We start from the raw sequence: 22478 nt of genomic DNA, 5'->3' as shown, positions 1-22478 counted from the left end.
GCTCAACCAGGACTGGTAAATTCGGGCGCATTATCCCGACCGTTGGTGGCCGATACCGACCTTAGATAAACTGAGCTATGGCCGTCACAAACTGTGGGTTGTAGGGGAGCGGCAGTCCGGGGAAATTTGTAGAAAAGAGTATCCTGCAACTTTTTAACCCCGCCTAAACGATGAGTACCTCTGCGAACATTTACAGTCTGCTGGCTCCCCTCGCCATCTTCTTTGTGCTGGCTGAGATTGGTTTTTGCCTCTACTACCGAAAAAATCTGATCTCCTTTCCTGAAGCCATTACAAACTACGGAACGGCCATCGGCAACCAAACCGTCAACGTACTGGTAGCCGCCGGGGTATACCTGGGCTATGGCTACCTGTGGGAACATTTCCGCCTCATCGACGACCTGCCTATGACCTGGTATAATTACCTGCTTTTGCTCCTGGGGGTCGATTTCATTTTTTACTGGGTACACCGCTGGGGGCACGAAATCAATATCATGTGGGCGGCCCACTCGCCCCACCACAGTGCACAGGAAATAAATTTCCTGGTAGCCCTACGGGCGAGTGTCACACAACGACTGTTCTCGTTTTTCTTTTTCTGGCCGCTGACGATCATCGGGTTTCGGCCCTTCGACATCTACCTAATGACGGCCATCCACCTGTTCATTTCCTTTCTGCACCATACCGAACTGATCCCGAAACTGTGGCGCTGGATCGAATATGTCTTCACTACCCCCTCTCACCACCGGGTGCATCACGGGGTGAATTTCAGGTACCTTGACAAAAACTACGGCGAGTTCCTGATCGTCTGGGATCGGTTGTTCGGCACCTACGAAGAAGAAACCGACAAGGTGATCTACGGTATGTACGGACAACCGGAAACCTGGAATCCCATCGCGATCAATTTTCACTATTACTACGTGCTGTGGCAGGACGCCCGGCAGGCGACGCATTGGTGGGATAAAATCAGGATTTGGTTTATGCCCCTGGGCTGGCGACCCGCCAATCTTCCGGTGCATCCACCCAAAGAAGAGATTACGGCCCAGAATCAGCGAAAAATCAAAACGTTTCGAATCCCCGGCTCGGATCACTACCTCATTTCGGGGGCTGTATTTGGTGCCGTCCTGATGATGCTGGTCATTAGTCCCAACAGCGCCCTCAGTACCTGGGAGCGGGTGGCGGGTAGCCTGCTGCTTTGGCACCTGATTGTCAACTGGTCGGGAATTCTGGAAGCCAAGCCGTGGCTGTTCAACTCCGAAATGATCCGAATCCCGCTGACCTGTGGGTGCCTGATTCTGTTTTATGACTTGTTCCACCATCCGCTCTGGCTGGCCGTATGCCTGCTCTACCATCTGTACAGCTTTGTAAGCGTCGTGCTATTTTACCGCCCCAGAGGACAGTTCTAATTCTTTTTTAATCCCTCACTTAACCATTCTATACAACACCTCAACCCACTTTTCCAATGAAAAATATATCCTGTCTTGCCTTGCTGCTGGCCCTGTTGTTTGGAGCAGCCCACGCCCAGCCTACCCAAACCATTCGGGGCCTGGTACTGGACAAAGAAGCCAAATACCCGCTGGTGGGTGTGACGGTACAATTGCTCACTTCTGCCGGACAACCGCAGGGCGACGCCACCGATGCGGAAGGCACCTTTCGCCTTTCCAACGTGGTGGTGGGCCGGCAGACGGTCAAGCTGACGCTGGTGGGCTACAAGGAAGTACTGCTCAATAATATTCTGGTGGACGCCGGAAAAGAAACCATCCTGAACCTGGAAATGGAGGAGGCGGTGACCAACCTGGAAACGGTGACGGTGCGGGCGCGACGCAACGGCGAGGCCGCCAACGAGATGGCCACCGCCAGCGCCCGGCAGTTTTCGGTAGAAGAAACGGGGCGTTTTGCCGGCAGCCGGGGCGAGCCCGCCCGCATGGCCTCCAACTTCGCCGGCGTGCAGGGGGCCGACGACTCGCGCAACGACATCGTGATTCGGGGCAATTCGCCGTCGGGCCTGTTGTGGCGGGTAGAAGGCATTTCGATTCCCAATCCCAATCACTTTGCGGAGGCGGGTTCATCAGGTGGTCCGGTGAGTATCATCAACAACAAGTACCTAGCTAATTCGGATTTTTTCACGGGAGCGTTTCCGGCTGAATTCGGCAATACAGTATCAGGCGTGTTTGATCTGAAACTGCGCAACGGCAACAACGAGAAGCACGAAACTGCCGCCCAGTTCGGTTTCCTGGGTACCGAGCTGATCGCCGAAGGGCCATTTTCCAAAACCGGGAAAGCTTCGTACCTGATCACCGGACGCTACGCCAATTTGTGGCTCTTCAAAAAACTGGGAATTGACATTGGTACCCAGGCTACCCCTTCCTACGCCGATGGATTTATGCGCATGAATTTCCCGCTCAAAAATAAAAACGGGAGTTCGGCCGGATCGGTGGCGGTATGGGCGCTGGGAGGTACCAGTACCATCAACATTCTGGCCAGCACCCAGGAGGCCGCCGACCGGAACATTTTCGGACAGAACGACCGCGACCAGCATTATTCCAGCAACATGAAGATTGGCGGCATTACATATAGCCGTTCAGTAAATAAAAGCCTGTTCCTCAAATCTACGGTAGCCGTGTCCAACAACGTGCAGGATTCCAGGCATGAATTCCTATTCCTGCAAAAAGACGAAACCGGCGCGCCGACCATAGTGAACAAACGCTACGCCATCGACTCCATCCGCCCGTTGCTCGATTTCCGGTTTTCCGAAACCAAGTATTCTCTCTCCACTACCCTCAATAAAAAGTGGGGGGCTACCCGGTCGCTGCGGGCAGGGATCAACCTGGATCTGATCCGTTTCAATGCACATGACAGTGTGCGGATATTCAATGAGTCCGACGCCCTGTGGACGCCCTGGCGGGAGCGGTGGGACGCCGACGGCGCTACTTTTGCGGTGATCCAGCCCTTTGTCCAGTACAAGGAGTACCTCTCCGAAAACCTGGCGCTAACCGTTGGACTGACCAGCCTGGTCAATACGATCAACAGCTACAGCAAGTCCTGGATCGAACCCCGGGCGGGGCTGGCGTGGGATTTACCCAAACGACAGAAAATCTCGCTGGCGACGGGATTACACAGTCAGTCACTGCCCACCTACCTGTACTTTTACCATCCCGATTTGAAAGGTCAGCCCGCCCTACCTTATCCGGTGCGGGAGGTGGGTCTACGCAAGAGCGTTCACCTGGTGGCGGGGTACTCGCGTCTACTCCGCGAAAACATGCGGTTTCTGGCCGAAGTCTATTATCAGTATCTCTATAAGGTACCCGTTACCGTACGTCCGTCGTCCTTCTCGATCCTGAACGCAGGTGCGGGGGCCGAACGAGTGTTCCCGGAACAGCTTGAGAATACGGGCTTTGGTAAAAATTACGGCCTGGAAATGACCCTGGAAAAGTTTTTCAGCAACAACTACTACTTCCTGCTCACCGCCTCGCTGTTCGACGCCAGGTACCAGGGATCGGACAAGGTCTGGCGCAATACCGACGTCAATGGCAAGTATGCCTTCAATGCCTTGTTTAGCCGGGAATTTGTGGTCAAAAAAGGCCGGACGCTCAACCTCGGGGCGAAGTACACCACCACGGGCGGGCGCTGGTACGGCCCCGTCGACGCAGCGGCCTCGCGCCGCGAACAGTCGGTTATTTTTGAGGAGGCTACCCTGAACTCCCGGCAGTTTGTCCCCTACAACCGCTTCGATATCAAGACCGAATACAAGGTCAATAAAAATCGATTGACGCATACGTTCGCCGTGGATTTTGTGAATATTCTGGGCATTCAGAATCAGCTCAGCGTGAGCTACTCACCCGAACCACCCTACTATCGGCAGGAGTATCAATTGGGCTTTTTGCCAATCTTTTTTTATCGGATTGATTTTTGAAAAGAAAGGTGTTTGACTTTATTACGGGTATCCTTTTTTTCATGCCTTAGAAGCGGTAATCCACAGATTATTGCCTATTGTAAACGAGCTTCATGGTGTCCCAACCAGAGCGATCTACCTGGACAGAGATAGCAATAGATTTCCCATCATTGATCAACTTCCAAATCTCCGTTACTTTAATAACTGCTTTCTCACTGTAATCATCAAGGAATCTGGCTGAACTGACAGTCATCGTTTGACCATCATCCGACCACCTTGCGGTAGATTCCTCCCTTGGGCTTCCGACCACGAGAGCCTCTCTTTCTTTACCGTCAAAGGCCAGTTTCTCTTTTCTCGGCACTAGCTCGCCGTCAATCGACGGGCTTGTTACGTCTAGTGTTAGAAAACCGGCCTGCTCGGCTATTTTCATTGTTTTGGAACGTATATGATCTTGCTCTCCTAAAATGCAAATAGGAAAATTTCCATCACGTTTACTTTCCGACTCATTCAGTTTCCATTCACCAGAAAAATCAATACGATTTGCGGTCGCCTTTGTTAGGTGGTAGGAGGTAGATGTGGTATCTGCTGGCAGGTCAGTTTTCCAGGCGGCGCAAACAACGAGCGTCAGGCAAAAAGTATAGGAATGTACGGTTTTCATCATGTTTACTTTTTTTTATAACCAATTGATTTTAACAAATCTAACTATTGTCATTCTGAGCTTTCGTTAATGACTTGTGAAAGAATGTTAACGAAATGTTAAAGTCGTCTGGAATAACTTCACGGAAGGTTTAGGTCTTGAACGTTCTGAATAAGAGACTGCCATCCGATGCGGGATGTTGCACGGAGTAGGGCTATTTTTCAAGAAAAAGGCCTTCACTGCCAAGCGCGTCTCAATGGGGGTACCACCCGCTTTTCAACCCGTGTCAGTAGGTACCTGAGAAAATGCTTCCTCTCCCCAAATATCATACAAATGTAGTATTGACCCTGAGTAGTGGGGCCTGCAACTTTGCAGACGTCAATTCACCAAACATCTGCACGTATGAAAAAGCTACTCACGATTCTTCTGCTCAGTACGGCTACGATGGCTGCTACATTCGCCCAGACCGATAAAACGATCCTATATTCCGCCGCCGATGTATTGCACGGCGTGGGCAAATACAATGGGCTGGGCTTCGGCGCGGGGCTGAACGCCCGGCTACAGTATCCCATCAGGCAGAACCTGGCCCTGACCGCGAAGGTGGGGGCCGAATACTACCGAATTTCGACGTATTCTTACAACCTGGGGTTCACGCATTTGACCTACGGCTATAACTATGCTACGGGCTGGGGATTCAACACACCCATGTACGGGGGCGTGGTGGGGTACCCCACCGAAACCCACGGGTTCAGCCTGCCCGTTACGGTCGGGCCGCGCCTGTACCTACCCCCGGTTTTGGAAGGCCTGCACACCGACCTGAATCTGGGCCTTGATATTGCGGCCAGCAAAACCATGCGCACCTCGCTACGCTTTGAACCGGGTGTAGGGTACACCCTTCCGCTTCCGGGCGGGAGGTACCTTGACATTACGGCCAGCCTGGTCACTACTTTCAAGCGCGGCGATGGCGTGGTAGGGGTCAGCGTGGCGTACGGATTGCCGGCGAATTTTTGATAGTTCTGGTTGTTGAGTGAAGTTTAGTGGAGTTGGGTGTTTCCACCCTGCTTTATGAAAGGTACCTCACAAGAATCGTACTCGCAGGGTACCCTCAAAAAAGGCTACTCCTCCCAGCCAAACGACTTCGTAACCGCCTTCTGCCAGCCTTTGTAGAGTCGGGTGCGGTCTTCCTGCTGCATAGCAGGATTCCAGGTCTGGGCTACGGCCCAGTTCTTGCGCAGGTCATCCAGATCTTTCCAGTATCCCACGGCCAGTCCGGCGGCGTAGGCTGCGCCCAGCGCGGTGGTTTCGGCCACGGCGGGCGCTACCACCTGAGCGTCCAGCATGTCGGACTGAAACTGCATCAACATTTGGTTGGCTACCATCCCGCCATCCACCCGCAGCGATTTCAACTCGATGCCCGAATCCTGCTGCATGGCATTTACCACATCGACGGTTTGATAAGCCGTAGCTTCCAGCACTGCGCGGGCAATATGTCCCTTGGTCACGTAGCGGGTCAATCCGGCGATCACGCCGCGCGCATCGTTGCGCCAATAGGGCGCGTACAAACCCGAGAAAGCCGGCACGAAGTAGGTGCCCCCGTTGTCCTCGACGCTCTGCGCCAGTTTTTCAATATCGCTGCTCTTTTCGATTAATCCCAGATTATCCCGTACCCATTGCACCAACGCCCCGGCAATGGCGATGCTGCCTTCCAGCGCGTACTGCACGGGCTGATCGCCGAATTTGTAGGCAATCGTCGTCAGTAGGCCTTTTTCGGAAAGTTGCAATTCGTCGCCTGTATTCATCACCAGAAAACAGCCTGTACCGTAGGTGTTCTTGGCCATGCCCGGCTCAAAGCACGCCTGCCCGACGAGCGCGGCGTGCTGGTCGCCCAGGGCTCCGGCGATGGGTACCCCCGGCAGGGCGTCCGATTGTACGTGACCATATACCTCACTGCTGCTTTTGATAGCTGGAAGCATGGCTCGGGGTATGTCAAAGGCATTTAGCATGCTCTCGTCCCATTGCAGCGTGCGCAGGTTCATGAGTTGGGTACGGCTGGCGTTGGTCACGTCCGTGACGTGGATACCGCCTCGGGAGCCGCTGCTCCTTGCGCCGCCCGTCAGATTCCAGATCAGGTACGTATCCATATTGCCGAATAGCGCGTCCCCTTTTTCGGCGTCGGCCCGTAGGCCGTCCACGTGGTCAAGGAGCCATTTCAACTTCAATCCACTGAAATAGGTAGCCAGCGGCAGGCCGGTCGTGGCGCGGAATCGGTCGATGCCGCCTTCTCGTTCAAACCGTGCCATTAGCTCGCCCGTACGGGTATCCTGCCACACCAGCGCGTTATGGTAGGGTTTGCCGGTACGGCGATTCCAGACCACTGTCGTTTCGCGTTGATTGGTAATGCCAATGGCCGCCACATCGGCGGCAGTAATGGAGGCCTTGATGCGGGCCAGGGCAATCACTTCCAGCGTATTTTTCCAAATCTCGTCGGGATTGTGTTCCACCCAGCCGGGTTTGGGGTAAATCTGTTCGTGCTCTTTCTGGCCCACCGAAACGATGTTCCCCTGGCGGTCGAATAAAATACAACGGGTGCTGGTGGTACCCTGATCAATGGCGGCGACGTATTTGGACATGAATTCAGCTATGAGTTAGGAGATATGAATTATGAGATTATTCCGGTCGTTGGTGAAAGTAGTGAGCGCCCTTCGATATGATGCTTTTTACTTATCTTTGAAAGAACCATTTGAAGAGTCGGCGATGGAAAAAGTACAGGAGATTCCCAAAATACTGATTGGCTAAGAATTCAATGAAAGGTCTGGTTTGCATTTGTAGCTGGCACAAACAGTCGCGAACTGTTAAGATTCGCATTTATAACACGCTCCTGGCGTAATCTCAAAAGAGTTTTGTTCAAACACCTCAAAATCTTCATCCAAACCCGCTGGTTTTGGCTACTCGGATTTTTACTCTTCACAGGACTGTTCCTGGATTTTACTTTTCCTTTCCGTCCCAGGGTACCTTATTCCACCCAAATCCAGTCCGCGGATGGTACCGTCCTGCACGCTTTTTTGAGTAAAGACGACAAGTGGCGGCTGCAAACCGAAGTGTCTGAAATTACGCCGCTGCTTCGCAAAACCCTCATTCACAAGGAAGATCGTTTTTTTGCCTGGCATCTGGGCGTAAACCCGCTGGCGCTGGGACGGGCCGCTTTGCGCAACCTGCTCACGGGTAGGCGTACCTCCGGCGCATCGACGATCACCATGCAGGTCGTGCGGCTGCTGGAACCGCGCGAGCGCAGCTATGGTAGCAAATTCGTGGAAATTCTGCGGGCCTTCCAACTCGAATTGCATTATTCCAAAACCGAAATCCTGCAACTGTACCTCAACCTGGTACCCTACGGCGGCAACATCGAGGGTATCAAAGCTGCTTCGCTGCTGTACTTCGGCAAGCCGCCCCAACTGCTGAGCCTGGCCGAAATCACCGCGCTGGCCATCGTGCCTAACCGGCCGTCGAGCCTGCGGCCCGACACCCGCACGGCAACCCTGCTGAATGCCCGCAACGCGTGGCTACACCGTTTTGAGAAGGAAAATTTGTTTGAAAAAAGCACCATTCAGGATGCCCTGCGCGAACCGCTGGAGGTACGTCGCCGCGCCGCACCCCATGAAATACCGCACCTGGCGCTGCGCCTGAAAAAGGAGTATCCCGACCAACCCACCATTCACACGGCCATTAATCGGCAAAAACAGCGACAAACGGAAGACCTGGTCAAAAACTACATCAACCGGCTACGCGGTCAGAATATCCACAACGCGGCAGTGCTGGTGATCAATAACGAAACCATGGCCGTCGAAGCCTACGTCGGATCGGCGGATTTTACCAATCCCTACGACGGCGGACAGGTGGATGGTATCCGGGCGGTGCGCTCGCCGGGCAGTACCCTGAAACCACTGCTGTACGCCACGGCTTTTGACAAAGGCCTCATTACGCCCAAAACCGTCCTCAACGACGTACCTACCAACTTCGGCGGCTACGAGCCGGAGAATTTCGACCAGCGGTTCAACGGACCGGTGACGGTGGAGTTTGCGCTGGCCAATTCGTTGAATATTCCGGCGGTGAAGATTTTGAAAGAGGTAGGTACCCCCGTGCTGGTGGATCAACTCAAAAAAGCCGGATTCCAGACCGTGAGCAAGCAGGCCAAAGACCTGGGGCTGTCGCTGATTCTGGGCGGCTGCGGCGTAACCCTGGAAGAACTCACGCGGCTCTTCGCGGCCTTTGCGCACAACGGCGAGGTACGTCCGCTGACTTTTGGTTCTTCCGGAGTTTTATCCAAGAAAAACAAAACGACTGGCAGTGGCATCATTTCGCCCGGCGCGGCTTTTCTGATCACCAACGTCCTCACGCAGGTCACGCGCCCCGACCTACCCACCAATTTCGACAACACCTACCACCTGCCCCGCATCGCCTGGAAAACGGGTACCTCCTACGGCCGCCGCGACGCGTGGAGCGTGGGCTATAACAAGCGCTACACGGTAGGCGTGTGGGTCGGGAACTTCTCGGGGCAGGGGGTACCTGAGCTGAGCGGTGCCGAAACGGCCACGCCGCTGCTTTTTTCGGTGTTCAATAGTCTGGATTACAACTCGCCCAAAGGCTGGTACCGGGCACCCGAGGCCGTGGCGGTGCGGCTGGTGTGCGCCGTGAGCGGAGATATTCCGGTAGAATTCTGCACCCATAAAATTGTGGATTACCACCTGATGGGCGTGTCGCCCTACCACCGCTGTACCCACCGAAAATGGGTTTTTACCGATGCCGCCGCCAAATTAACGTACTGCCCCTACTGTCTGCCGACGAGTGGCTACGTGCGTCGTTCCTACCCCAACTTCGCCCCCGAACTGATCGCCTACTACGAACTGAAAAAGCTACCTTACGAAAAAGAGCCGCCCCACAATCCGGCCTGTGAGCGCGTGTTCCGCGACGGCGCGCCGTTCATCGTGAGTCCCAACGAGGGCAGCGAGTACTACATCCGCCGCGATGAACCGCAACAGATTCTGCTAAGTTGCCAGGCAGCCAACAACGTGGAGGAGGTATATTGGTACATCAATGACAAGCTCTACCAGAAAAGCGCCCCCACCGCTGCCGTGTTCATGGCGCCACCGCTGGGCCGCGTGAAAATCTCGTGCAGCGATGATAAGGGGCGCAATACGGATATCTGGATTGAAGTAAAGCGGCTATGAGAGGATGTAGGGTACCTAGTCGCGTTTTTGAGCAAAAAGCCAGTCCATGACGCCGGGGGTACCTTCTATTTCGTCCCAGATGCCGTGACCGGCGTTGGGAAATTCGCTGTACCGAGGGGTACCCCCGCCTTTTTGATGGCCCCGATCACATCCCGCGAGCCACTCACCGGAACATTGCGGTCGAGCGTGCCGTGGAAAGCCCACACGGCCACACCCGTCATGTTTCTGGCCAATGCGGGATCGCCCTGCCCGGCGAAAGGCATGGCCGCCGCAAACAGGTCGGGCTGGGTACCGATGAAGTACCACGTCCCGAAGCCACCCAGCGAATGGCCCAGGACGTACCTTCTTGTGGGGTCGATACTGAACTCTTTTTCCAGGGCCGCCATAGTTTCAAAAACCAGAGAGTCTTTCGCGATCAGTCCCGGAACCCCGCCCCAGCTGGTACCGAGCTGAATTTGGGGGACAAAAAGAAACGCAGGGTACTTTTTTCGGATTGAATCCGACGCCAGCATACGGTCTATTCCCTCGATCTGCCGCATGTTATCGGTACCATAGCCCGCGCCTCCGTGCAGACACACCACCAGAGGGTACCTTTGGGTAGAATCATAAGACAGGGGCCGGATTAGTCGGTAGGATAGCTTTTCGCCGCGGCGGTTCACATACGTCCGGGCTTCAAATTGGTTGGCCAGTATCCGAACCGACGCCGAAACATGGGTAGCCTCGTAGCCTTGCAGGGCTATGCGGAAGCCAAAGAAAAGCGTAGCGCCCAATGCCAGTACGCCCAATAGACCCATGAAACTTTCCGAAAACTGGTTCGCAGCGTTCGTCTTTTCCGTAGAAGGCAGTTTTTTGATCTCATCCCTAAAATTTAAAATATAGAGCACCGGAAGCAGCAGACCCGCCAACGAAGCCCACTGACTGACTTTGTCCAGCGCTTGCTTTGGCCAGACCTCAGGAGAAGATTGGGCCAACAAGAAAATGATAAGTAGAGTCAGAGCCAGGATTGCGCCCCCTATACCCGCTATTTTTAACCAGAACCGTTGTCCGGCTTTAGAAAAAATAAGAGCAAGCGAATGGACCAGACTAGTTCCCAAAGCTGCCATAGCCACGATGGGATGGTACCTTTCAAGTCCTTTGAATAACAGCATGATGGCGTAGACGATGCTCGCCAGGATGATGTTGGCCAGGATGGCCAGCAAGCCCGTCGAAAACGCCAGCTGATACTGCTTGTGGTGGAAGTATTGTAGATAAAACAGGAAACCGATTAGGGAAACCAGATTCGTGACCAGGTACCAGCTCGACGAAGAGGATTGGGTGTAAATATGGGCACCGATCAGGAAATGGACAATGGACTGCAAAACGCCGCAGGCGACGGAAAGACCCAGAAAAAAGTTGGCAAAAACATAGGAGTCTTTGTTCATTGCGTTCCCGTGGTTAATGAGGTTCTGTACTTTGTCAAGTATAAAAGCTCTTTACAAAACCAGGGTACTTTATTCCTTGAAAGGTAGCTGACCGGGAACAGCGGAGGTCAGCCCGCCATTTCATGCTTACTTCAGCATCGGGAATATTCGTTTCAAATCGTCGTCGGTGGGGCGGGCGCCGTACTCGCATACCTCAAACGCCTCGGCGTGCTGCACCTGGGCGGCTTTGTCTTTGCCGTACCCTTTTTCCAGCGAAGCCCGTACCTCGGGGGTTATCTTCACCGCCCGGGTTTCGGCCAGCCATTTTTCCTGCTCGGCTTGGTCGGTAGGTACCTTGTCCAGAAAGCCCCCGATCCAGGGCAGCCACTCGTACACCTGCGACCGGTGGGCGTCCAAGGCGTGGATTTTCTGGGCGTACACCGGGCTGATGTCGATGGCTACGTCGGGCCGGAAGGGGTTGGGGCGCTGGAAGTTGTCCTGAAAGTAGAGGAAGACCGGGTTTTTCTGCAAGCGAGGCGTTTCGGGCGCCACATTGGGTACCGCCACCATATAAGCGGCATCCTGCACCAGCACGCCGGTATAGCGATGGTCGGGGTGGTAGTCGTTGGGACGGGGTGCAATGACGACGTCGGCGTTCCACTCGCGGATTTTCTTAATGATTTGCAGGCGTACCGCCAGCGTGGGCAAAAGCTCGCCGTCGTGGTTGTCCAGCACATCGTAGGTCACCCCGAAGCGCTTGCCCGCCTCCTGCGCCTCGGCCAGCCTACGCTTGGCCAGGGCGGTACCCTTCATAGTCTGGTGGCCCGCATCGCCATTGGTGACGGCCACAAACTTGACGGCATACCCCATTAACGACAGCAGCGCCGCGGTTCCACCGCTTTTAAGGTCACAGTCGTCGGGGTGGGCACCAATCATGATCACCCGTATTTTCGATGGGTCACTTTGCGCTACGGCTGGTAGCAGGGTAGCGATTCCCAGAAAAAGTATCGAGAATACAGCCAGGCGGTGGTACGTCAGGTACATGAGAAGGGTAGGGGCTAGGTTATGGATTGCTGAAGGCTACCGGGAAAAGGCATTTTCTTGCGCCAGTAACCGATTCTCTTAAAAAGTAAAACCTGGCCCTACTTTACCTGCCTTTTGCATACCGGAAAAGTGCGGAAGCCTGGATCGCTAAGAAGCTATCGCAAAATGCCTGGTACTGGATGCGGAAATAAGTGGTATAGAAATAAGAAAACAGGATAGGGCAGGAAGGTAAGCGTTTGATTTGTTGCACACCTTTATAACTTTTTAGGACCGAAATGCGTTTGACAAAAAAAGCAATCAACTATACAAGCCAAAAAAGAACATGAAAAAGACCATCTTATTATTTGCTCTGGCACTGATCACCGTCGCTACGGTGGGCGTCTCGGAGGTGTATGCCCAGAAACCCAGCCCCAAAATGACTGCCGAAGGTACCAATGTAAGTGTAGCGTATGGACAACCCTCCAAGCGGGGACGGGTTATTTTCGGTAAGGAAGGCAGCGGCAGCCTTGAACCTTACGGAAAAGTGTGGCGTACGGGTGCCAATGAGGCTACCGAAATTACCTTCAAGAAAGACGCTATGTTTGGCGGCAAGCCCGTCAAAGCAGGTACCTACTCGCTGTACAGCATTCCCGGAGAGAAAGAGTGGACCGTGATCCTGAACCCCGAACTGAAGCAGTGGGGCGCTTTCGGCTACGATAAAGTGAAGGATAAAAACGTGGCCGAAGTGACCGTACCGACCAAAATGTACGATACCTCAGCTGAAAAACTGATGTTCGACGTAAAAAATGACAACAAGCTGAGCTTCCAGTGGGACAAAATGGGCTTTGAGGTACCCATCACCTACCAGAAATAAGCAGTCTTTTCCTACTTGTTTAGCCTGATTCCCCACGGAGTCAGGCTTTTTTATTGCTGATTTTCCACCAGGATTAAGGCATCCCGGTTGCGCAGCCAAACAGCCTGATTCAACTGGGTGTTGGCTCGGGTACCCAGGGCCGTCGACACCACACCGGTGCCAAGCGACACCCAAAAGAATGTTCGGAAAGCCTCCCTATTCCCCGTAGCGAGCGAATAAATGGAACCCGCCGAGCCTACCAGAGATACAACCAAGGCGATGTTACGATTGCGACGGGAGCGGATGTAGAGGTCCATACCCGCTGGGGAAACCGAAAATTCCCGCCGTAGGTTGGCAGCTCCCGCATACACTACATTGTTACGCACATAGCGCGTGGGGCCCAGCATGTAAATCGTTTCGCGATCGTATAGAGACTGGATGGGCCGCTGGTTGCCAACCTGTGCTAAGCTTACCTGACCCATACTAGTCAAAAGCCCTATACAAATGGCAGCGGCACGGATGCCGGAACTCCGTGTGAAGCTGGATTTAGCGGTTATCTGGGGTAGGTAGGAGGTCAAAATAGTGATAGTAGTTTTGGATAAAAAATAAGGGCACCTACGATTGCCGCCGAAATGGCCACGATCAGGACCCCGCCGGCGGCCAGATCTTTCACCGATTTGATGAGCGGGTGGTACTCGGGCGATACGGCGTCGGCCAGCTTCTCGAGGGCTGTATTGAAAGCTTCGGCCGCCCATACCAGCGCAATCTGTGTAACGATCAAGGCCCACTCGGTCGGCGAAAGTCGGAAATAAAAACCCGCTCCCAAAACGGCTATCGCCACGAAAAGATGAATGCGGGCGTTGTTTTCAAAGATGAAAAGATCCGCTATGCCTTTCCCGGCGTAGCGAAAACTGCGGAGGGCTTTGCGAAAATCAATGGGGAAGGGCATGATAGTAGAATTCGTACAATCAGCGTTTTTTGGTAAATTCCTTCATCATGACCCACTCGCGGCCCGGCGTTTTGGCCTTGAAGGTTTCCAGGCAGCCCCGATCCTGCAAAGTGATGTAGCAGGTTTTCCCATTGCGCCCCCCGAAACAGATGTTGGATACCTTTTTGCCAATGGTGGGGATGGTCTTGATAACCTTACCGGCCGGGGAAACCACCGCTACCTGACCCAGGCCGTGGCGGGCAATGTACAGATCGCCGTTCGTGGCACAGCGCATGCCATCCATGCCACCCTCCTCAAATTTCAGCAGCAGGCGTTTGTTCGACAGGGTACCGTCCGGGGCCAGGTCGAAGGCCCAGACGTTGCGCTGCACGCTTTCATTCACATAGAGCGTCTTCTCATCGGGACTGATATCGATGCCATTGGTGGTACCCATGTTTTCGGCTACCAGACGGACCGTACCGCCAGGCGCCACGTGCCACACCTGCCCGGTACCTTCCTTCCAGTTAGGATCGGAGCAGAAAATATGTCCGCTGCGGGTAATGGCCAGATCATTGGGTTGGTTCATGCGGGGTTCATGGGCGTACACGGTCACTTCGCGGGTTTCTAGATTGGCTTTCAGGACGTTGTGGCCCGTAAAATCGGCGATATAGAACGTATTGGCATCGCCAAACCGGATGCCGTTGCCTGTACTACCCTTGGGTAGGGTAATGAAAAAACTCGTTTTGCCACGTCGGCTGATTTGAGCGATTGTGCCATCCTGGGCAAAATTGACGGCATAAATGTTACCATCGGCGTCCACGGCGGGTCCTTCACAATTGCCCGTGAATTCTTCCGGAGCCGTGAAGGTCTTGGATACGGGGGGGACGACATTCGGTTGGCCCATGGTCGGCTGGGCGGTGCCCGGTTGACCGAACCCCCGCAAAGCCAGGCCGAAAGCACACATGAAGAGGAGAGTAGAGTTGTGTAAAATCATACGGACAGACATTTCAGACCAGAAAGGTACGTATTCCCAAGGTATTGCGTATTTCTGACAAGATAAAAAAACGCCGGAGCATTTCTGCCCCGGCGCGCGAGAGTTGGGTTAGGGCCGGAAAAGACCGGTGTCTCTAGGCGTCCTTCCACTTGATGGCGCAGCCGATCGCCTTGGTCGTCGTAACCACCACGGGCTTTCCGGCCAGTAGGTTGGCGACTGCGTCTTCCACGTAGCGTTTGGTCACGCTGGCCGGGTCCTGGGGGTTATCGTCGAGGGTACCTATGTACTGGACGACGAAGGTACCCCCCGTATTCTTGAGGACATAAGCCTGGGGCGTTCGGGACGCACCAAAGGCACGCGTTACGGTCTGGGTATCATCCACCAGGTAGGGGTAGCTGAATCCCTTGGTTTTGGCCCGTTCCCGAACCTGCTCAAACGTATCGTCTTCGTAGGTTTTGGGGTCACTCGGGTTGATGGCCACCACCGGATAGCCCTGCGTGGCAAAACGCTCATTCAGGGCACCGACCCGATCTTCGTAAGCTTTGGAAAAAGGACAGTGGTTGCAGGTGAATATCACGATCACGCCTTTCTGACCCGAAAAGTCAGAAAGCGACACCATACTGCCGTTCACATTTTTCAATCGGAAATTGGCCACCGCATCCCCGATCCGGTAGTCGGCCGGGGAAGAAGCGGACCTCAGGTGCAGGCTGGAAGCGGTTGCCGTAGCGCCCCAGCCCACCAGGAGGCTCACAATTAATGCTGCATATTTTTTCATCGCTTCATAGCCTGAGTAACATTGCTTTTGACAATCAATAACCGACAAAGTAACCTAGCGCGTGGGCTAAGGTTTCGTAATTTAGTGATTTCTCGTAAAACGCCCTCTTCTTGTTCGTTGGGTTGAGGATCAGTGTAGCTGGTAAGGCTCCCGACCAGCTGGGATCCACGCGGTCGATCCAGCTGTTGGCGTCGGGTTCATTGAGCAGCCACACCGTGTTTTTGAGTTGCATGCGCTCTACGAAAGGTACCACTCGCTTATCCTTGTCTTGTACAAAATCCATGCTCACCAGCACGATCTTGACTTTTTGGCCGGCAAAGCTGCGGTTGAGTTGCTCAAAATAAGGGAGTTCTTTAACACAGGGGCCGCACCAGGTGGCCCAAAAGTTAACGATGTAGGTAGTGTCCGTATTTGAATTCAACAGATTTTCCAGGGCCGACCACTTTACTTCGCGTACCGTCAGGCCTTTGGGCTTAGATAAAATATTTTTTTCTTTTTTTACGGGATTCTCGACCAGGGCTAGCGAAGTGCCGGGATTATAGGGCAAAGAATTTTGAGCATAAGCTTTTAGTGTGATAGTTAAAATACAGATTATCAGCGTGTTTTTCATAAATTAATAGGATATTTTTGTGGTTTATGGCAAAGACTGGTAGGGGTACCTCAATCATTGTGCCAATTTTTTATGACCCTGTTTTCCGGTCTGAATCGATAGAGGCCGGGCGAGGAAACAGGTACTTTTAATCCTTGTCCGACTTTCTTCAAATGGGAATGACTTTCTACCAAAATTCAGCCCATGGAATTCATTACGACCTCAGCCCTCACGAAGAAGTACGGCCCTACTCTGGCGGTCGATGAGATTTCCCTTCGCGTCGAGGAAGGCGAGATGTACGGGTTTCTGGGGTTGAACGGAGCGGGCAAGACTACCCTGATCAGAATGTTGCTTGGCATGATCCGACCCGATGGGGGAGAAGTAAGGCTTTTTGGTCAAAAGGTCAACCGGTCCTTCAACGCCTGGAATCAGGTCGGTTATTTGGTAGAAACGCCTTATGCCTATCCCAATCTTTCGGTACTTGAAAACCTCAAAGTTTATTACCACTTACGACAGTTGAAAGACCCCGGTCTGATTGACCGGATCATCGAAAAGCTCAAACTGAACCCGTACAGGTATAAAAAAGCGGCGCAACTGTCTTTGGGCAATCAGCAAAGGCTGGGACTGGCCAAGGCCCTCATGCACGAACCCAAACTGCTCATACTGGACGAACCCATGAACGGGCTCGACCCCGAGGGAATTGTGGAGGTGCGACAGCTGTTGCGGGAGTTGGTGTCCACCGGCTCGACGGTCTTCCTGTCGAGTCATCTGCTGAGCGAAATGGCCAAAGTAGCTAGTCGCGTCGCGATCATCCATCAGGGTAGGTTGGTCAAAGAGATATCCACCCACGATTTGGCTAAACAACTGATTCAGAAGGTACTGGTAGATACCCGCGACAATCCGCGGGCGGTCGCTTACTTGGCCGAAGCAGGTACGGAGGCCAGTCTGAACAGCGAACAGGAAATAGAAATTTTGGACGAAAAAGCCATCAGGAACCCCGAAATGATTACAAAACTCTTGGCAGAGAAAGGTTTACCTCCCCGCCAGGTATATACCTTCACGGAGGATCTGGAATCGTATTTTCTTCATACCATCAAGCCGTAAGATCCGATGACGAACCGATTTCCGGCCCTGCGCGCTGAACTCCTCAAAAACAGACATTCTACCATTACTAAGGTCACGATTGCCGCTTTTGGCCTGGCGCCTTTGATGGGTGGCGTATTTATGCTGATACTCTCCGACCCCGAAGCCACCGCCCAGGCAGGTGCCCTGAGTGCCAAGGCGCGGCTGATGAGTTTTTCGGTGGACTGGACATCGTACTTCGGCTTACTGACTCAAGCTATGGGGGTAGGTGGGGTACTGATTTTTGGCTTTGTGGCGAGTTGGTTGTTTGGCCGGGAGTACTCCGAAGGTACCGCTAAAGACTTGCTGTCACTACCTACCTCCCGCGCCCGGATTATCCATGCCAAATTCGTCGTCTATGCGCTTTGGTGTCTGACTCTGATGGTCTCCAACCTGCTGATTGGCCTATTGATCGGCCTGATTGTTCAGCTACCCGGTTCTCCTTTTCCGGCACTCGGTGCGATGCTTCCTCATCATCTTATTACCACGGTGCTGACCATAAGCCTGGGTACTCCTGTTGCCCTGCTGGCTCTGTGGGGGAAAGGGTACCTGGCCCCTCTGGGGTTTGTGTCCTTTATGGCGGTGATTGCCCAGATTATTGCGGCAGCAGGCTACGGGCATTATTTTCCATGGACGATTGCCGGCCTGTTCAGCGGTATCAGCCAGGAGGCAGTATTACAATTGAACGGCGTGAGTTATATGATACTAGCCGCTACCAGCCTCGTCGGTTATTTTTGTACGGTGCTGTACTGGAATCGGGCGGATCAGGCGAAATGAAAATCTCGGGAGGTAGGGTACCCTTCAAAAAATTCGGGAGCGTACATTGTGAATTCAGGCGCAAGTCCTTATCTTTGCCCCTCATTTCAAAAAAGAAGCTAGACACATGTACGCAATCGTAGAAATCGCAGGTCAGCAATTTAAGGTAGAAAAGGGCCGCACCATCTTCACGCACAGGCTGGAAGGGGATGCGGACGCTGCACTTGTTTTCGACAAAGTCCTCCTCGTCGACGACGGAGGCGCGATCCAGATCGGTGCCCCCGGGATCGAGGGTATCACTGTAAACGCCACGATTCTGGAACACCTTAAAGGTGAGAAAGTAATCGTTTTCAAAAAGAAACGCCGCAAGGGTTACCGTAAGAAAAACGGTCACCGTCAGTACCTGACGAAAATCCGGATTGACGATATTTTAGTATAGGTGTACGAGCTGATAGCTTGTTAATACCTACTAACTTGGTAAGTCGACCCCGTTTATTTTTGCAAAAGACTAATAAGAAAAGCGATCAGCTATCGGCTATCAGCCAGTAGCAATTCATATTAAAAAACAAATATCATGGCACATAAGAAAGGTGTAGGTAGTTCCAAAAACGGACGGGATTCGAATCCTAAATATCTGGGCGTTAAGCTTTTTGGTGGACAGCACGCCAAGGCTGGCAGCATCATTGTCCGTCAGCGGGGTACGAAACACAATCCAGGCCGCAATGTCGGCGTGGGGCGTGACCACACGTTGTTTGCATTGGTGGAAGGCCACGTAGTGTTCAAAAAGAAAGCCGGCAATAAGTCGTACGTTTCGATTGAACCCATCGCAGTAGCCGAGCCCGAAGCCGCTGAGGCATAGCCTTCGACTGGTTTTATCGCCAGGCCGGATTGTATAAGATCACCAGAAAGCCCACCGGATTCATTCCTGTGGGCTTTCTCTGTGAACAAACCAATTCGGGGCATCTGATGTTCTGGTAAATAGCGGGTGGCCATGGGTGGGTACCCGCTATTTACCAGAACCTGCATTTCAAATTATCCATTTATTATTTTCAAATAAGATATGTTGAATCGTCCAATCTATATTTATACGGAACTGAGTCCCAATCCTAATTCCATGAAATTCGTCCTGAATTTCGAGTTGGTACCTGACGGACTGTCGTTTGACTACCCGTCGCACGCCGCAGCTATGGAAGAGGGTAAAGCCTCGCCCCTGGCGGCCGACCTTTTTCAGTTTCCCCACGTGCAGCGGGTATTTATTGCGAGTAATTTCGTTACGATTACCAAGGATGACGACAGCGCCTGGGAAGAGGTACTGTACGATACCAAGCAGTTTTTGAAGATATACTTTGAAGAAAACCAGCCGGTCTTTGAGCCCAAAACCATAGAAAGCAACACGCTGGTGGTGGAGGCCAATGATACCGAAACCGTGCAGAAAATCAAGGCAGCTTTGGACCAGTATGTACGCCCGGCGGTGGAGTCGGACGGCGGCGCGATCAACTTTCATTCCTTCGATGAAGATTCAGGTGCCGTAAAGGTACTACTACAAGGCTCGTGCAGCGGCTGTCCATCTTCGACCCTGACGCTCAAATCGGGCATCGAAAATCTGCTGACCCGCATGGTACCCGGTGTGAAAACGGTAGTAGCGGAGGGAGTTTGAAATTACCAGTGAGTTAGAGTTGACAGTGTTTTTTGGGTTCTAGCGATAACGATGACAGGTTTTGATCAGCTGATCAAAACCTGTCATCGTTATCAACGCTCCATTATCAATTATTCACTACCTAAATATTGTTACGCTGCCGCTCTTCACGGGTAGCTCAGGGTGCAGTTTGATGACGTAGTAGTAGGTGGCGTTGGGTAATTCCTCGTTGTTGATTCGGCCATCCCAATCATTGTGGTACCCCTTGGAAGCATATACTGTATTACCCCAGCGGTTGAACACCGTGACTTCGCAATCGGTGTAGGCGCTACTGTTTTCTATTTCCCAGGTATCGTTGGTGCCGTCGCCGTTGGGCGTAAAGCCATTGGGGATTTTGACCGGCGGCAGTACCACAATCCGAATTTCACTTTCCGAAAAACAGCCGTTGGCCGCTGTGACGCGCAGAAGGTAGGTAGTCGTTTGCTCAGGCGAAGCTATGGGTTGGGCCAGAGTAGGGTCATTTAGGCCCAGCGGCGGCGACCACGCGTAGGATGCCTCTTCGGTCACAGAACTGCGGAGCAGCAGGCTATCCCCCTGTAGAATAGTTTTGCCACTGCCCAGCAGTGCCCTGGGAGCAGGCAATACCTGAGCCGTACGGGTAGCGGTAGCACTACAGCCCGTAGGAGCCTGGTAATTGTATGTAATTATGTGACTGCCCCCTCCGGCTTGCCGGGCATCGAACGTGGTACCTTCTACACCCCGCCCCGAAAATGTACCCCCCGCTGGAGTGGCAACCAAAGCCAAACGAGTATTGGCCTGGCCGCAGACAAGCGGGATGGAGTCAAAAAGTACCTCAGGCAAGGGATTGACCACGATTCGCAGCGTATCCGAACGCCGGAAGCAGCCGGTAGTGGTATCCTTCACCTGAACCGAATAAATACCCGCGTTACGGACAAAACGGGAAGAACGCAGGGAATCTGGTTGAACCACATCGTCCCGGTACCACGCGTACGTCAGGTTGGATCCCTGGTTGGCCTGCAGTTGCACCGAGTCTCCCTGGCAGAGTTGCGTGACGGCAGGAATACTAAGCTGGGCGGGTGGCAAAGCATTGAGAGTCACCACAACGGTATCCCTGCTTACGCAGCGTGTCACTACATCGGTAGCTTTCACCAGATACACGCCCGCCTCCCTGACGCCTGATAATGTGCCTAGGGAAGCTCCGTCGAGATCGGTGCCGTCCTTCTCCCAGCGGAACGACCAGCCCGGTCCGCCGACGTTTGCTTTCAAATCGAGCGAGCTACCTTCACACACCCCGGCTTCGGGGCCGGGTGTGATTTCTACCTGCGCCTGCGTGCGGTATTTTACCCCGAATTTCTCACTGAGGGTACTGGTGTTGGCACAGCGGTCGGCAAAGGTTTTGACCACGCTGTACACGCCTTCCTGCGTAATGGTAATGGCGGCTCCCTTGGCCTGTTCAAGATTGACCCCGTCGCGCTGCCATTGATACGCCCACCGGCTATCGACTTCGGCTTTTAGCCTGATCGTATCACCCCGGCAAATGCCAACTTCGATGAGCGAATCGCCCTCGGCTACGGAGGTGCCGGGAGGAAAGTCGGCTTCCGTAAGCGCAACGGGAGGCGGATTTTCATTAGAGCAGTCGACCACCACCATCTGGTAGTCACGGTGGACTTCACCGACTTTGTGTCCGTTACGGTATTCTTCCACCACAACCCGATACACGAACAATCCGGTTTTGGAGGGTGTCAAACTAATGGTACCCGTTTTGGAGTCTAGAGTAAAGGCAGGACTGCTTGGGAGAGGATTGGTCATACTGAAGCCATTTCCCCATTCTATTTGGGGATAAGGCCCGGCTGTTGCAGGTGCGAGTGGATCGATCCCATAAGGCGGGCGCGTACTGGTGAAAGGAGTCTCCAGCCGGTAGCGGAGTTCATCTCCGTCGGGATCGGTAGCGCCCGAAGCGAAGGTGTAGGGCTTGTCACGGCACAGGACTTCGCCGTTGGCCGGACTGAATACCGGGGAACTGTTCTGCGTAGAAACGGGCGGAAACTCCCCGTACAGCACTAGGGCCGAGGTACCAGCACTCTGAATATTGCCGACGGTACTGCTGCGGCAGCAACGTTCCCAGGTAATGTAGTAGCCTTGAGGATCGCCATATTGACTCAGGGGAAGCTGAATGTCAGCGGCAAATTTTACGACATTGATTTTCAAATTGCGGGAAGCAGCGCAGCCAGGATTGGTAAAAGCCAGCGGTTCCCGACTTACCAGCTTCAGGCCCAGGTCGTTGAGCCGTACATTGTCTCTCTTGCGAAAAAAAGAGACGGTCAGTTCCGTCTGCTCGGCGTTGGGGTCGGTACTTTGGGCGTCGTAGTATAACACCACGTATACGGTGAAGGTACCTTTGAGGTTGTCTTTGGGGGTTAGAACTAGATTGCCGCCCAGAATGTGGGAAGCCCGGAGAGGCGTTCCACACGCCAGTATTCCCAACAGAATTAACCAAAACCCTTTGTAATTTTTCTTCATCCTCCTTCAAATCTTCTTTCGGATATCCCGCAATTTCAGTGCCAATTTGATCCAGGAGAAAAGAAAGAAGTGACAACACAAAATGAATAAAATAAAGGAATAATGTACCCGAA

20 protein-coding genes are annotated in these 22478 nt (G+C 53.3%); 10 read left to right on the top strand and 10 right to left on the bottom strand.

Annotation, left to right across the window (positions count from 1 at the left end; translation table 11 throughout):
- The first annotated feature begins 170 nt into the window (after positions 1-170).
- Both GBK04_RS08185 and GBK04_RS08180 read left to right on the top strand, forming a co-directional pair.
- Positions 171-1400, top strand: coding sequence for a sterol desaturase family protein (locus GBK04_RS08185; RefSeq protein WP_152758501.1), 1230 nt, complete (start codon positions 171-173; stop codon positions 1398-1400).
- A 56-nt stretch (positions 1401-1456) separates the two neighbouring features.
- The gene (locus tag GBK04_RS08180) at positions 1457-3907 is read left to right on the top strand and encodes a carboxypeptidase regulatory-like domain-containing protein (protein ID WP_152758499.1); all 2451 of its coding nucleotides are present in this window, start codon (positions 1457-1459) and stop codon (positions 3905-3907) included.
- Between the two features lie 67 nt (positions 3908-3974).
- On the opposite strand, the gene GBK04_RS08175 is transcribed toward GBK04_RS08180, so the two are convergent.
- Entirely contained in the window at positions 3975-4547 is a 573-nt protein-coding gene (locus tag GBK04_RS08175; protein WP_152758497.1) for a hypothetical protein, read from the bottom strand.
- Between the two features lie 378 nt (positions 4548-4925).
- Between GBK04_RS08175 and GBK04_RS08170 the strand changes: the two genes are divergently transcribed.
- Positions 4926-5534: a hypothetical protein gene (locus GBK04_RS08170; protein ID WP_152758495.1), complete on the top strand. Its 609-nt coding sequence runs from the start codon at positions 4926-4928 to the stop codon at positions 5532-5534.
- 104 nt (positions 5535-5638) lie between these two features.
- Here the strand turns inward: GBK04_RS08170 and glpK are convergent, their stop codons facing one another.
- Positions 5639-7153 carry a glycerol kinase GlpK gene (glpK, locus tag GBK04_RS08165; protein WP_152758493.1) on the bottom strand — a complete coding sequence of 505 codons (1515 nt, stop codon included), beginning with the start codon at positions 7151-7153 and terminating at the stop codon, positions 5639-5641.
- Positions 7154-7423: 270 nt separating this feature from the next.
- Here glpK and pbpC point away from each other — a divergent pair, with 270 nt between their 5' ends.
- Positions 7424-9748, top strand: coding sequence for a penicillin-binding protein 1C (gene pbpC / locus GBK04_RS08160; protein WP_152758491.1), 2325 nt, complete (start codon positions 7424-7426; stop codon positions 9746-9748).
- A gap of 65 nt (positions 9749-9813) precedes the next feature.
- On the opposite strand, the gene GBK04_RS08155 is transcribed toward pbpC, so the two are convergent.
- Together GBK04_RS08155 and GBK04_RS08150 are read right to left on the bottom strand one after the other, a co-directional pair.
- The gene (locus GBK04_RS08155) at positions 9814-11169 is read right to left on the bottom strand and encodes an alpha/beta hydrolase-fold protein (RefSeq protein WP_152758489.1); all 1356 of its coding nucleotides are present in this window, start codon (positions 11167-11169) and stop codon (positions 9814-9816) included.
- A gap of 126 nt (positions 11170-11295) precedes the next feature.
- Positions 11296-12192 carry a PIG-L deacetylase family protein gene (locus GBK04_RS08150; RefSeq protein ID WP_152758487.1) on the bottom strand — a complete coding sequence of 299 codons (897 nt, stop codon included), beginning with the start codon at positions 12190-12192 and terminating at the stop codon, positions 11296-11298.
- Between the two features lie 322 nt (positions 12193-12514).
- Here GBK04_RS08150 and GBK04_RS08145 point away from each other — a divergent pair, with 322 nt between their 5' ends.
- A complete protein-coding gene (locus tag GBK04_RS08145; protein WP_152758485.1) occupies positions 12515-13045 on the top strand; it encodes a DUF2911 domain-containing protein in 531 nt (176 codons plus the stop codon).
- A 50-nt stretch (positions 13046-13095) separates the two neighbouring features.
- On the opposite strand, the gene GBK04_RS08140 is transcribed toward GBK04_RS08145, so the two are convergent.
- The 5 genes from GBK04_RS08140 to GBK04_RS08120 form a co-directional block, all read right to left on the bottom strand.
- A complete protein-coding gene (locus GBK04_RS08140) occupies positions 13096-13506 on the bottom strand; it encodes a hypothetical protein (RefSeq protein WP_373330821.1) in 411 nt (136 codons plus the stop codon).
- Positions 13507-13598: 92 nt separating this feature from the next.
- The gene (locus GBK04_RS08135; RefSeq protein ID WP_152758482.1) at positions 13599-13973 is read right to left on the bottom strand and encodes a diacylglycerol kinase family protein; all 375 of its coding nucleotides are present in this window, start codon (positions 13971-13973) and stop codon (positions 13599-13601) included.
- A gap of 19 nt (positions 13974-13992) precedes the next feature.
- Positions 13993-14946, bottom strand: coding sequence for an SMP-30/gluconolactonase/LRE family protein (locus GBK04_RS08130; protein ID WP_373330820.1), 954 nt, complete (start codon positions 14944-14946; stop codon positions 13993-13995).
- A 133-nt stretch (positions 14947-15079) separates the two neighbouring features.
- Positions 15080-15721 carry a thioredoxin family protein gene (locus tag GBK04_RS08125; protein WP_152758480.1) on the bottom strand — a complete coding sequence of 214 codons (642 nt, stop codon included), beginning with the start codon at positions 15719-15721 and terminating at the stop codon, positions 15080-15082.
- A gap of 34 nt (positions 15722-15755) precedes the next feature.
- Positions 15756-16268, bottom strand: coding sequence for a TlpA disulfide reductase family protein (locus tag GBK04_RS08120; RefSeq protein ID WP_373330819.1), 513 nt, complete (start codon positions 16266-16268; stop codon positions 15756-15758).
- Between the two features lie 246 nt (positions 16269-16514).
- Between GBK04_RS08120 and GBK04_RS08115 the strand changes: the two genes are divergently transcribed.
- From GBK04_RS08115 to GBK04_RS08095, 5 genes are all read left to right on the top strand, one after another.
- Positions 16515-17414 (top strand): ABC transporter ATP-binding protein, encoded by a 900-nt coding sequence (locus tag GBK04_RS08115; protein WP_152758476.1) that lies wholly within the window; start codon positions 16515-16517, stop codon positions 17412-17414.
- Positions 17415-17420: 6 nt separating this feature from the next.
- Entirely contained in the window at positions 17421-18209 is a 789-nt protein-coding gene (locus GBK04_RS08110) for an ABC transporter permease (RefSeq protein WP_152758474.1), read from the top strand.
- 106 nt (positions 18210-18315) lie between these two features.
- A complete protein-coding gene (gene rplU, locus GBK04_RS08105) occupies positions 18316-18627 on the top strand; it encodes a 50S ribosomal protein L21 (RefSeq protein WP_152758473.1) in 312 nt (103 codons plus the stop codon).
- 135 nt (positions 18628-18762) lie between these two features.
- Entirely contained in the window at positions 18763-19047 is a 285-nt protein-coding gene (rpmA, locus tag GBK04_RS08100; protein WP_152758471.1) for a 50S ribosomal protein L27, read from the top strand.
- Between the two features lie 201 nt (positions 19048-19248).
- Positions 19249-19845 (top strand): NifU family protein, encoded by a 597-nt coding sequence (locus GBK04_RS08095; protein WP_152758469.1) that lies wholly within the window; start codon positions 19249-19251, stop codon positions 19843-19845.
- Between the two features lie 117 nt (positions 19846-19962).
- Here GBK04_RS08095 and GBK04_RS08090 read toward each other — a convergent pair whose 3' ends face one another.
- Complete coding sequence (locus GBK04_RS08090; protein ID WP_152758467.1) at positions 19963-22365, bottom strand: T9SS type B sorting domain-containing protein; 2403 nt, start codon at positions 22363-22365, stop codon at positions 19963-19965.
- Positions 22366-22478: the final 113 nt, after the last annotated feature.

Source organism: Salmonirosea aquatica, assembly GCF_009296315.1.
Classification (GTDB): Bacteria; Bacteroidota; Bacteroidia; order Cytophagales; family Spirosomataceae; genus Salmonirosea; species Salmonirosea aquatica.
Note: the sequence above shows the minus strand (reverse complement) of the source record. Positions and strands in the feature narration are given on the sequence as shown.